The sequence below is a fragment of the Streptomyces noursei ATCC 11455 genome (assembly GCF_001704275.1).
GTDB classification, from domain to species: domain Bacteria; phylum Actinomycetota; class Actinomycetes; order Streptomycetales; family Streptomycetaceae; genus Streptomyces; species Streptomyces noursei.
In genome coordinates, this window is record NZ_CP011533.1 from 863,623 (window position 1) to 877,111 (window position 13,489).

General features: G+C 76.5%; 1 protein-coding gene (cut by a window edge). It reads right to left on the minus strand.

The annotated features are described in order from the left end of the window. Window positions 1-13,489, minus strand: the 3' end of a protein-coding gene (locus SNOUR_RS03455) for a type I polyketide synthase (protein ID WP_067343753.1). The gene runs 14,945 nt beyond the window's last position; 13,489 of the gene's 28,434 nt are visible here — the last part of the coding sequence; its start codon lies off the right edge, out of view — the gene reads right to left on this strand; the stop codon is at window positions 1-3.

Below are 13,489 nucleotides of genomic sequence, written 5' to 3' on the forward strand. Positions count from 1 at the left end.
CTACAGGTCGGACTGGCCGTTGAGCGCGGCCCGCACCAGGTCTGCCACTGTCATCGAGTCGACGGACTCGCCGTCGTCGCCGTCCGCGGCCCGGCCGCCGCGTCCGGCGAGCTGGAGCAGGGGCTCCAGGACCCCGATCTCCCGCAGTTGGTCGAGCGGGACGGAGGCCAGCAGGGCCCGGATCTCCGTCTCGTCGTCGGACCCGGCGGGCTCGTCCGGGAAGAGCCCGCCGAGGATGTGCTCCCCCAGGACCAGGGGGGTCGGGTGGTCGAACACCAGCGTCGCCGGCAGGTTCAGGCCGGTGGCCGCGCTCAGTTGGTTGCGCAGCTCGACGGCGCCGAGCGAGTCGACACCCAGGTCGCGGAAGGACCGTTCGGCGGCGACCGCTTCGGTGTCGGGGTAGCCGAGCACCTGCGCGGCGCGGGTGCGCACCAGGTCCACAACGGTGTCCAGGCGGCGGGCGGGCGGCAGCGCGGCCAGTCGGGCGGCCAGCCCGCCGCCGTCCGCGGCCTGCTCCGCCTGGGCGGCGAGCGCCTCGCGGTAGCCGGGGAACTCCCGCAGCAGGGCGCTGGGTCGGCTGCCGCCGAAGGCGCCGGCGAACCGGTCCAGGGCCACCTCGGCGACCACCGCGGTCGGCTCCTTCTCGGCGACCAGGCGCAGCAGGGCTTCCACGGCGAGGTGCGGGTCCATGGCGCCGACGCCGGCGCGCCGGGCGGCCTCGTCCGCGCCGTCGGCGTCGGCCATGCCGCCGCCTCCCCAGGCACCCCAGGAGACCGAGGTGGCGGGCAGGCCGAGCACCCGGCGCTGTTCGGCGAGCGCGTCCAGGACGGCGTTGGCAGCGGCGTAGTTGGCCTGGCCCGGGTTGCCGACCGCGGCGGAGGCGGAGGAGAAGAGGACGAACGCGGCCAGCTCGCGGTCGCGGGTCAGCTCGTCCAGCAGCAGGGCCGAGGTGACCTTGGCGCGGAACACCTCCTGGAACCGCTCGGGGGTGAGCCGGTCCAGTACGCCGTCGTCGAGGACGCCGGCGGTGTGCACCACACCGGTCAGCGGCCGGTCGGCGGGCAGCGCGTCCAGGACGGCCGTCAGCTGGTCGCGGTCGGCGACGTCGCAGGCGGCGACCGTGACGTCGGTGCCCAACGCGTCCAGTTCCGCGCGCAGTTCCGCCGCACCGGGAGCGTCCGGGCCGCGGCGGCTGAGCAGGACGAGGTGCTGGGCGCCGTCCTTGGCCAGGCGGCGGGCGACGTGCGCGCCGAGGGCGCCGGTGCCGCCGGTGACCAGGACGGTGCCGGACGGGTGCCAGGGCCGGGACGGCTTGCGGCCGGGAGCCGGCACCAGGCGGCGGGCGAGCACCGCGGTGCCGCGCACGGCGACCTGGTCCTCGCCGTCCAGACCGGCCAGGACGGCGGCGAGGCCGGCCGCGGACCGCTCGTCGGGCTCCTCCGGCAGGTCCACCAGGCCGCCCCAGCGCTGCGGGTACTCAAGGGCCGCGACCCGGCCCAGGCCCCAGACGGCGCCTTGGAGCGGTCGGTGCGGCCGGTCGGTGCGGCCGGCGGAGACGGCGCTGCGGGTGACGCACCACAGCGGTGCGTCGACGCCGGCGTCGCCGAGGGCCTGGAGGAGGGTGGTGGTCAGGGCGGTCCCCTCGGGCACCGCGCCGGTGAGCTCCTCGCGCAGGGCCAGCAGGGAGATTACGCCGCCGAAGCGGGTGCCGTCGGCGGTGCGGGCCGCGATCGCGTCGGCCAGCGCGGCCCGGTCGGCCTCCGCGACCTCCAGATGCACGAGGTGGGTACCGAGGCCGTCCAGGGTGGTGGTCACCCAGGGGTCGTCGGCGAAGCCCTCGGGGACCACCGCGAGCCAGGTGCCGCTGAGCGCCTTGCGGTGTGCCAGGGCGGCGCCGGTGAGCCGCTTCCAGACGATGCGGTGGCGCCAGCCTGCCAGTTGGGACTCGTCGGCCTGGCGGCTGCGCCAGTCCATCAGGGCCGGCAGCACCTTGGACAGTGCGTCGCTCTCGACGTCGAGTACGGATTCCAATGCGGTGAAGTCCTCCTGTGCGACGGCGTCCCAGAAGGCCGCGTCGGTCTCGGCCGGCTGTCCGGCTGCCGGGGCGGCCGATGCGGCGCCCGGAAGGGACTCCGGCCAGAAGCGGCCGCGCTGGAAGGGGTACGTCGGAAGGTCCAGCCACTGGGCGCCGCGGCCGGCGAAGTACGCGTCCCAGCGCGGACCCGCGCCGTGGACGTGCAGTCGCGCGACGGCGCCGACCAGCGTCTCGTCCTCGTCGCGGTTGCGGCGCAGGGCCGGGACGACGACGGCGTCCGGTGCGCACTGGCGGGCCATGGCCGACAGCACGGCGTCCGGGCCGAGTTCGAGGAAGAGGTGCACGCCGCGGTCGGCCATGGTGCGCACGCCGTCGGCGAACCGTACGGTGCCGCGGACGTGGCGCACCCAGTAGTCGGCGGAGCACAGGTCGGCCGCGTCGGCGACGTCCCCGGTGAGGTTGGAGACCACGGGGATGCGCGGCGGGTGGTATTCCAGGCCCTCGGCGACGGTGCGGAAGTCCGCCAGCATCGGGTCCATGAGGTGCGAGTGGAAGGCGTGGCTGACCCGCAGCCGGGTGGTGCGGTGGCCCCGTTCGGCCAGCGCCTGGCCCAGGGCGGTCACGGCGTCGCCCGCGCCGGAGAGGACCACGGCGGTCGGTCCGTTGACCGCGGCGAGGGACACGCCGTCGGTGAGGAGCGGGGTGACCTCGTCCTCGGTGGCCTCGACGGCGATCATGGCGCCGCCGGCCGGGAGGCGCTGCATGAGGGCGGCGCGGGCGGCGACCAGGCGGCAGGCGTCGTCCAGGGAGAGCACCCCGGCGACGTGGGCCGCGGCGAGCTCGCCGACGGAGTGGCCGGCCACGAAGTCGGGCCGCACGCCCCAGGATTCGATCAGGCGGTAGAGCGCGACTTCGACGGCGAACAGGGCGGGCTGGGTGTTCCCGGTGGCGTGCAGCGCCTCCTCGTCGGTGCCCCAGACGACGTCCCGCAGGGGGGTGTCGAGCCGGTCGTCGAGGCGGGCCAGTACGGAGTCGAACGCCTCGGCGAACACCGGGTGGCGCTCGTGCAGTTCGCGGCCCATGCCCAGGCGCTGGGAGCCCTGGCCGGAGAAGAGCACGGCGCGCTTTCCGGTGCCCTGGAGGTGGTGTTCGGCGGTGTGCGGGGCGGTGGTGCCCTCGGCGACGGCGGTCAGGCCGGTGCGGAGGCCGTCGTGGTCGGTGGCGGTGATCGCGGCCCGGTGCTCGAAGGCGGCCCGGGTGGTCGCCAGGGAGTACGCCAGGTCGGCGGCCCGGGTGTCGGGGTGGGCGGTGAGGCGGGCCAGGAGTCGGCGGGCCTGGGCGCGCAGGGCGTTCTGCGAGCGGCCGGAGAGCAAGAACGGCAGCGGGGCGCCGTCGTCCGCGGGGCGCGCGGGGAGTTCCTCGCGCGGCGGCTGCTCCAGGATGGCGTGGGCGTTGGTGCCGCTGGCGCCGAAGGAGGAGACGGCGGCGCGGCGCGGCCGACCGGAGTCGGGCCACGGGGTCCTGGCGGTGAGCAGGTGGGCGCGGCCGGCGGTCCAGTCCACGTGCGACGAGGGGTTCTCGGCGTACAGGGAGCGCGGCAGTTCGCCGTGCTGCATGGCGAGGACCATCTTGATGACGCCGCCGACGCCGGAGGCGGCCTGGGTGTGGCCGATGTTGGACTTGAGCGAGCCGAGCAGCACGGGCCGCTCGCGGTCCTGGCCGTAGGTGGCGAGCAGGGCCTGGGCCTCGATGGGGTCGCCGAGCCTGGTGCCGGTGCCGTGGGCCTCGACGGCGTCGATGTCGGCGGGGCGCAGTCGGGCGTTGGCGAGGGCCTGGCGGATGACGCGCTGCTGGGCGGGGCCGCTGGGGGCGGTCAGGCCGTTGGACGCGCCGTCCTGGTTGATGGCGGAGCCGCGGAGCACGGCGAGGACGCGGTGGCCGTTGCGGCGGGCGTCGGAGAGCCGTTCGACGACGAGCATGCCCACGCCTTCGGACCAGCCGGTGCCGTTGGCGTCGTCGGAGAAGGCGCGGCAGCGGCCGTCCGGCGACAGGGCGCCCTGGGCGCTGAACTCGACGAAGCCCACCGGGGTGGCCATCACGGTGACGCCGCCGGCCAGCGCGATCGAGCATTCGCCGGCGCGCAGGGCCTGCGCGGCCAGGTGCAGCGCGACCAGCGACGAGGAGCAGGCGGTGTCGACCGACACGGTGGGGCCCTGGATGCCGAAGGTGTAGGCGAGGCGACCGGAGAGCAGGCTGGCGGACTGGGCGGTCTGCCACTGCCCGGCCTCCTCCGGCGGCCGGTAGTCGCCGGAGCCGCCGCCGACGAAGACGCCGGTGGTGCCGCTGCCGCGCAGCGTCGCCGGGTCGATGCCGGCCCGCTCCAGGGCCTCCCAGGACGTTTCGAGCAGGATCCGCTGCTGCGGGTCCATCACCAGGGCCTCGCGCGGCGAGATGCCGAACAGGCCGGGGTCGAAGTCGGTGGCGTCGTAGAGGAATCCGCCCTGGGCGGTGGCACTGCGGCCCGGTCCGTCGCCGGCGAGCGCGGCCAGGTCCCAGCCGCGGTCGGTCGGGAAGTCGCCGACCGCGTCGACCTCGTCGCCGACCAGCTGCCACAGGTCCTCGGGCGAGGTGACCCCGCCGGGGTAGCGGCAGGCCATGCCGACGATGACGATCGCGTCGTCGTCGGCACCGAGGGCGACGGGGGCGGCCACCGGTGCGGCGGAGTCGCTCGCCTCGCCGAGGAGTTGGGCGCGCAGGTGGGCGGCGAGGGCGGCCGGGTTGGGGTGGTCGAAGACGAGGGTGGCGGGCAGGGTGAGGCCGGTTTCCGCGGTGAGCTGGTTGCGCAGGTCGACCGCGGTCAGCGAGTCGAAGCCCAGGTCGCGGAAGGGCAGGTCGGGTTCGAGCAGGTCGTGGTCGGCGTGGCCGAGGACGGTCGCGGCCTTCTCGGTGACCAGTGCCAGCAGGATGGCGTCGTGGTCCGCGGCGGGCTGCTCGGCGAGCCACCGGCCGTAGTCGCCGGCGGCGGTCTTCCGGTCGGCGCGGTCCCGGGCGGCCTCCGCGAGCGCGCCGCGGGCCTCGGGCAGGGCGTCGAACAGGGCGGTGCGGCGGGCCTCGTGGTGGAGGGGCGCGAAGGTCTCCCAGCGGACGTCGGCGACCGCCTCGGCGGCGGACCCGTCGGCGACGGCCCGGCTGAGGGCGGTCAGTGCGGTGTCCGCGTCCATCACCGGCAGGCCGTTCATCCGCAGGTGCGCGGCGAGGGACGGGCCGACCAGGTCGGCCCAGGCGCCCCAGGCGACGGCCAGTGCCGGGGTGCCGCGGTCGCGGCAGGCGCGGGCGAAGGCGTCGAGGTAGGCGCCGGACGCGGCCTCGGCGGCCCGGCCGCGCACGCCCCAGAGCCCGGCGATGGAGCCGAAGAGGACGAAGGCGTCCAGCGGCCGGCCGGTGAGGGCGGCGCCTAGGGCGGTGACGGGGGCGAGTGCGGCGGACAGCTCGGCCGCGGTGCCGGGGGCGGCGTCGGCCTCCGGCGCGTACACGACCGCGGTGAGCGGGGTGTCGTCGGGCAGTCCGTCGAGGAGCGCGGCGAAGCCGTCCGGGGCGGTGGGGTCGTGGTCCACGACGGTGATCCGGGCGCCGAGCGCGGCCAGTTCGGCCGTCAGGGCCTCGGTGTCCGCGGCGGTCGTGGTGCCGTCGGGGGCGGTCAGGACGAGGTGGCGGGCGCCCTCGCGGACCAGCCAGCGGGCGGCCCGGCCGCCCATGGTGCCGGTGCCGCCGGTGCCGCCGACAACCAGGACGGTGCCGGTCGGCAGCCAGGTGGCACCGTCGGCGGCGGCCGGCGTACGGACCAGGCGACGGGCGTGGACGCCGGTGGCGCGGACCGCGATCTCGGCCTCGGTGCCCGGCGCGGCCAGGTGCGCGGCGAGCAGCCCGGCGGCGTGCGCGTCGGTGTCGGCGGGCAGGTCGGCCAGGCCGCCGAAGCGGTCCGGGTGGTCCAGCGCGGCGACCCGGCCCAGGCCCCACAGGGCGGCCTGGCCGACGGCGGTCGGGGCCTCCCCCGCGACCGCGACGGCGCCGCGGGTGACGCACCACAGGGGCGCGTGCACGCCGGCCTCGTCCAGGGTGGCGAGGAGGGCGGCGGGCCAGGCGCCGTCCGCGGGCAGCCCCTCGGACGCGGCGGCGAGCAGCGACACCACGACGCGCCAGGGTGTGTCGCCGGCGGCCGTCAACTGCTCGGCCAGGGCGTCGGGTTCGGCCGTGACGGTGTCGGCGCCGAGCGCGTCGGCGACGGCCGTCATCCACGCGGTGTCGCGGTTCCCGGCCGGGACGAGGACCAGGGCGCGGCCGGCCGGCGCGGCCGCCTCGGGTGCCGGCAGCGGGGCCCAGGTCTCGTGGTAGCGCCAGGCCGCCGGGTCCTGCGGGGCGGTGGCGACGGGTGCGCCGAGTTCGGGCCAGTACCGCTCCCGCTGGAAGGCGTAGGTGGGCAGATCGGTCCGGTGGCCGCCGGTGGCCTCGAAGTAGGCGGGCCAGGACGGGCCGGTGCCGTGGGTGTGCAGGGTGGCCAGGCCCTCCAGGAGGGCGAGGTCGCCGGCGCGGTCGCGGCGCTGGAGCGGCACGACGACGGCGGGCGCGCCGGCCTCGACGGTGTCGAGGGTCTGCTGGGTCAGGGCGGTGAGCACGCCGTCCGGGCCGATCTCCACGAAGGTGCCGGCGCCGGCGTCGTGCAGGGCGCGCACGCCGTCGGCGAACCGCACGGTCTCGCGGACGTGCCGCACCCAGTAGTCGGGGGTGCGCAGTTCGGCGCCGGCCGGGGCGCCGAGGAGGGTGGAGACGAGGGGGATGCGCGGCTCGTGGTAGGTCAGGCCCTCCGCGACCCGGGCGAAGTCGGTGAGCATCGGGTCCATCAGCGGCGAGTGGAAGGCGTGGCTGACCGTCAGCCGGCGGGTGCGGCGGCCGTCGGCGGCGAGCCGGTCGGCGACCGCGCGGACGGCGTCCTCGGCGCCCGCGACGACCACCGAGCGGGGGCCGTTGACCGCGGCGAGTGCGACGCCGTCGGTGAGCAGCGGCGCGACCTCGTCCTCGGTGGCTTCCAGGGCCACCATCGCACCGTCCCGCGGCAGTTGCTGCATGAGGGAGGCGCGGGCGGCGACCAGCGTGCAGGCGTCCTCCAGGGAGAACACCCCGGCGACGTGCGCGGCGGCGATCTCGCCGATGGAGTGGCCGGCGACGAAGTCCGGCGTCAGCCGCCAGGACTCGGCGAGCCGGAACAGTGCGACCTCGACGGCGAACAGCGCGGGCTGGGTGAAGCCGGTCTGGTCCAGGAGCGCGGCCTCGGGGGTGCCCGGCGCGGCGAACAGCGCGGCGCGCAGCGGGACGTCCAGCACGGTGTCGAACTGGGCGAGGACGGTGTCCAGTGCGTCGGCGTAGACCGGGAAGCGCTGGTACAGGTCGTGGCCCATCAGGGCGTGCTGGGCGCCCTGTCCGGAGAACAGGAACGCGGTGCGGCCGGGGGTGCGGGGCGCGGCGGCGCGGGCGGCCTCGCGCACCCCGTCCGGGCCGGCGAGCAGCACGGCGCGGTGCGGGAAGAGCGTGCGGTCGGTGGCCAGCGAGCGGCCGACGTCCGCCGCCGAGCGCGCGGGGTGGGCGGCGGTGTGCGCGGTGAGCCGGTCCAGCTGCGCCTGGAGCGCTTCCCGGCTGCGTCCGGAGACGACCCAGGGGACGACGGTGGGCGTGGCCTCCGGCGCCGGCTCGGCGGCCGGGGCGGCGGGGGCTTCGGTTTCCGGGGCCTGCTCGACGACGACGTGGGCGTTGGTGCCGCTGACGCCGAAGGCGGAGACGCCGGCGCGCCGCGGCTGCCCGGTCCGTGGCCAGGGCCGCGCGTCGTCGAGGAGCGCGACGGTGCCGCCGCTCCAGTCGACGTGGCTGGACGGGGTGCCCACGTGCAGCGTCCTGGGCAGGGTGCCGTGGCGCATCGCCATCAGCATCTTGATGACGCCGGCGGCACCGGCGGCGGCCTGGGTGTGCCCGATGTTGGACTTGACGGTGCCCAGCAGCAGCGGCCGTTCGGCGTCCCGGTCCCGGCCGTAGGCGGTGATCAGGGCGCGGGCCTCGATCGGGTCGCCGAGGGTGGTGCCGGTGCCGTGCGCCTCGATCGCGTCGATGTCGGCGGGGCGCAGGCGGGCGTCGGCGAGTGCCTGGGCGATGACGCGCTGCTGGGAGAGGCCGTTGGGCGCGGTCAGGCCGTTGGACGCGCCGTCCTGGTTGACGGCGGTGCCGCGGATCAGGCCGAGGACCTGGTGGCCGTTGCGGCGGGCGGCGGAGAGGCGTTCCAGGACGAGGATGCCGACGCCTTCGGACCAGGCGGTGCCGTCGGCGGCGTCGGAGAACGCCTTGCAGCGCCCGTCGGGTGCCAGGCCGCCCTGGGTGGAGAACTCGACGAAGGAGTCCGGGCTGGCCATGACCGAGACGCCGCCGGCCACCACGAGGTCGCACTCGCCGGCGCGCAGCGCCCGGCCGGCCCAGTGCAGGGCGACGAGCGAGGAGGAGCAGGCGGTGTCGATGGTGACGGCCGGGCCTTCGAGGCCGAGCGCGTAGGACAGGCGGCCGGACATCACGCTGGCGGTGTTGCCGGTGGCGACGTAGCCGGCCACGTCCGAGGCGGAGCGGCGCAACAGCGTCGGGTAGTCCTGGCCGTTGGTGCCGACGAAGACGCCGGTGGTGGAGCCGCGCAGCGTGGTCGGGTCGATGCCGGCCCGCTCCAGCGCCTCCCAGGTGGTCTCCAGCAGCAGCCGCTGCTGGGGGTCCATGGCCAGCGCCTCGCGGGGCGAGATGCCGAAGAACCGGGCGTCGAAGTCGGCGACGCCGGTCAGGAAGCCGCCCTCCAGGGTGTCGGAGGCGCCGGCGCCCAGCGCGGCGAGGTCCCAGCCGCGGTCGTCGGGGAAGCGGCTGATGCCGTCGCGGCCCTCGTCGAGGAGCTGCCAGAGCTCCTCCGGGGTGGTGACGCCGCCGGGGAAGCGGCAGCCGATGCCGATGACGGCGATCGGGTCGTCGAAGGGGGTACCGCCCTGCTCGAACGAAGCTGAGAGCTTGGGGGAGGCCGTGCTGGCGACGGTCGCGGCGGTGTCGGTGGGCAGGGTGCCGAGGAGTTCGGCGAGCAGGAAGTCCGCCATCTCGCGCGGGGTGGGCAGGTCGTAGACCAGGGTGGCGGGCAGGCTCAGGCCGGTGGCGGCGTTGAGGGCGTTGCGCAGTTCCAGGATGGTCAGCGAGTCGAAGCCCAGGTCGCGGAAGGCGTGGTCGTCCTCGACGGTGCGCGGGTCGGCGTGGCCGAGGACGGCGGCGACCTGGGTACGCAGCAGGTCCAGGACCGCTGCCGGGCGCTCGTGCTCCGGCAGTTCGGCGAGTTGCTGCCGCAGGCCGGTGGCGGCGCCGGTGGCGGTCGCGGGGGTGGCCCGGCCGGTCTCGGGGAGGTCGGCGACGAACGGCAGCGGGCGGACCGCGGCGAAGGCGCGCTGGAAGCGCTCCCAGTCGATGTCGGCGAGCGCGACGGTGGTGTCGTCGTTCTCGATGGCGCGCAGCAGGGCGCGCACGGCCGGTTCGGGGGCGAGCGGTTCGAAGCCGCCGCGCCGTACCCGGTCGGTGAGTTCGGCGGCGTCGGCGACCATGCCGGAGCCGGCCCACGGGCCCCAGGCGACGGACAGCGCGGTCAGGCCGTGGGAGCGGCGGTGTTCGGCGAGGGCGTCCAGGTGGGCGTTGGCCGCGGCGTAGTTGCCCTGTCCGGCGGCGCCGAGGACGCCGGCCGTGGAGGAGAACAGCACGAAAGCGGCGAGGTCCAGGTCGGCGGTCAGCTCGTGCAGGTGGTGGGCGGCGACGGTCTTGGCGCGCAGCACCGCGGCGAAGTTCTCCGGTGTGAGCGCGTCCACGACGTGGTCCTCGACGACGCCGGCGGTGTGGAACACCGCGCACAGCGGGGCGTCGTCGGGCAGTTCGGCGAGGAGCGCGGCCAGCGCGTCGCGGTCGGCGGCGTCGCAGGCGGCGAGGGTGACCCGGGCGCCCAGTTCCTCCAGTTCGGCGCGGAGCGCGTCGGCGCCGGGGGCGGCCGGGCCGCGGCGGCTGGTGAGCAGCAGGTGGGTGGCGCCGTCGCGGGCCAGGCGGCGGGCGACGTGGCCGCCGATGCCGCCGGTGCCGCCGGTGATCAGGACGGTGCCGGCCGCCGGGTCGAAGGCGGTGCGGGCGGTGTCGGGGCCGGCCGGGGCGTGGGCCAGGCGGCGGAGGAAGACGCCGGAGGGCCGCAGGGCCACCGCGTCCTCGCCGTCGGTAGCCGCGAGCACCGCGCGCAACCGGCGGGCGGCCTGGCCGTCCAGGGTGGCGGGCAGGTCGAGGGTGCCGCCGAACCGGGCCGGCAGTTCCAGGGCGACGGCGCGGCCCAGGCCCCAGACGGCGGCCTGTTCGGGCGCGGTGACCTGTTCGGCGCGGCCGACGGCCACGGCCCCGCGGGTGACGTTCCACAGCGGCGCGTCGATGCCGGCGTCGCCGAGGGCCTGGACGGCGGTGGTGGTGAGGGTGAGGGCGGCGGGCGCACCGGGGTGGCCGGCGTCGCCGGTGGCGAGCGGCAGCAGGGACAGCACACCGCTGAACGGGCCCTGGTCGCCGGCGGCTTCGGTGATCCGGGCGGCCAGCGCGGCGCGGTCGGTGGTGGTGACCGTCAGCCGGACGGTGGTGGTGCCCAGGGCGGTCTCGACGTCGGCTGCCCAGGCCGCGGTCGCGTCGTCCTGACGGTCCTGGTGGTCGTGCGGGACGAGCACGAGCCAGCGGCCGGTGAGGGCGGCGGGTGCGGTGGCGCCGCCGCGCGGCTTCCAGGTGACGCGGTAGCGCCAGGAGTCCAGTTCGGTCTGCTCGCCGCGGCGCCGGCGCCAGGCGGTGAGCGCGGGGACCATCGCGGTGACGGTGGCGTCGTCCAGGTCCAGGGAGGCGGCGAGGGCGGCGACGTCGTCCCGCTCGACGGCGGCCCAGAACTCGGCGTCGAGGGCGGATCCGGGCGTGTGGGCGCTCGTGGCGGCGGTGGTGTCGGGCCAGTACCGCTCGCGTTGGAACGCGTAGGTCGGCAGCGTGGTCCGGCGCGCGCCGTGGTCGGCGAAGTACCCGCTCCAGTCGACGCGGGCGCCGTGCGCGTGGGCCGCGGCGACCGCGGTGACCAGGGCAGGTTCCTCGGGCCGGTCGCCGCGCAGGGTCGGCAGCAGTGCCGTGCGGGACGGGTCGGTGAGGCTCTCCCGGGCCATGGCGCTGAGCACGCCGTCCGGGCCGAGCTCCAGGAAGGTGTGGACGTCGCCCTGGGTGGCGAGCCAGTCGATGCCGTCGGCGAAGCGGACCGCGGCGCGGACGTGCCCGACCCAGTAGTCGGGCGTGCGGACCTGTTCGGCGGTGGCCAGGCCGCCGCTGACGTTCGACACGAACGGGATCGTCGGCGGGTGGTAGGTCAGCCCGCGGGCGACGGCGGCGAAGTCGTCGAGCATGGCGTCCATCAGCGGCGAGTGGAAGGCATGGCTCACCCGCAGCCGCTTGGTCCGGCGCCCGTCGGCGGCGAAGAGGTCGGCGAGGAGGAGCACGTCCTCCTCGACGCCGGCGACGACCACGGACCGCGGCCCGTTGACGGCGGCGACGGACACCCGGTCGGTGAGCCCCTCCAGGAGCGGCAGGACCTCGTCCTCCGCGGCCTCCAGGGCGACCATCGCGCCGCCCTCGGGCAGCGCCTGCATGAGCCGGCCGCGGGCGGCGACCAGAGTGCAGGCGTCGTCCAGCGACAGCACGCCGGCGACGTGCGCGGCGGCGAGTTCGCCGACGGAGTGGCCGGCCAGGTAGTCCGGGGTCAGGCCCCAGGACGTCAGCAGGCGGAACAGCGCGACCTCGACGGCGAACAGCGCGGGCTGGGCGTAGCCGGTCCGGTCCAGGAGCGCGGCCTCGGCGGAGTCGGGCGCGGCGAACAGCACCTCGCGCAGCGGCCGGTCCGGTCCGTCGTCGAGCCGGGCCAGCACCTCGTCCAGCGCGTCGGCGAACACCGGGTAGCGGTCGTGGAGTTCGCGGCCCATGCCGGGGCGCTGGCTGCCCTGTCCGGTGAACAGGAAGGCGGTCCGGCCGCGTCCCGCGGTGCCCTGGACCAGGCCGGGGTCGGGCCGGCCGTCGGACAGGGCGCGCAGGCCGCGGGTCAGGGTGTCGCGGTCGGCGGCGATGACGGCGGCGCGGCGTTCCAGCGCGGCGCGCGAGGTGGCGAGGGAGTGGGCGAGGTCGGTGAGGTGGGCCTCGGGCCGCTCCTCGACGAAGGCGAGCAGGCGGGCGGCCTGGGCGCGCAGCGCGGCCTCGCCGCGGCCGGAGAGCAGGACCGGCACCAGGCCGTCCCGCGGCGGGTCGGCGGGCGTGGGCGCCTCGTCCGCGGGGGCCTGTTCGAGGATGGTGTGGACGTTGGTGCCGCTGATGCCGAAGGAGGAGACGGCGGCGCGGCGCGGCCGGCCGGTCTCGGGCCACGGGGTGCGTTCGGTGAGCAGCCCGATGGCGCCCGAGGACCAGTCGACGTGGGTGGAGGGCCGGTCGATGTGCAGGGACTTGGGCACCACGCCTTCCTGGAGGGCGCGGACGAGCTTGATGACGCTGGCGACGCCGGATGCCATCTGGGTGTGGCCGATGTTGGACTTCACCGAGCCGAGCAGCAGCGGCCGTTCGGGGGCGCGGTCCTGGCCGTAGGTGGCGAGCAGGGCCTGCGCCTCGATGGGGTCGCCGAGGGCGGTACCGGTGCCGTGGCCCTCCAGGACGTCGATGTCGCCGGGCGCCACCGCGGAGTTGGCCAGCGCCTGGCGGATGACGCGCTGCTGGGACGGGCCGTTGGGTGCGGTCAGGCCGTTGGAGGCGCCGTCCTGGTTGACGGCGGAGCCGCGGATCACGGCGAGCACCTGGTGCCCGTTGGCGCGGGCGTCGGACAGCCGCTCCAGCAGCACCAGGCCGACGCCCTCGGCGAGGGTCATCCCGTCGGCGCCGTCCGCGTACGCCTTGCAGCGGCCGTCCTCGGCGAGGGCGCGCTGCCGGCTGAAGCCGACGAACGACATCGGGGTGGACATGATGCTGACGCCGCCGGCCAGGGCCAGCGAGCTCTCCCCGTTGCGCAGGGACTGGCAGGCCAGGTGCATGGCGACCAGGGAGGAGGAGCAGGCGGTGTCGAGCGTGACGGCGGGGCCCTCGAAGCCGAAGAGGTAGGACACCCGGCCGGACAGCACACTGGAGAGCGTGCCGGTGATCATGTGGCCTTCGGAGCCCTCGCTGTTGGGCACGCCGGAGGCGTAGTCCTGGTAGCTGGCGCCGACGAAGGTGCCGGTGCGGCTGCCGCGCTGGCCGACCGGGTCGATGCCGGCGTGCTCGAACGCCTCCCAGGCGGTCTCCAGCAGGAGCCGCTGCTGCGGGTCCATCGACAGCGCCTCG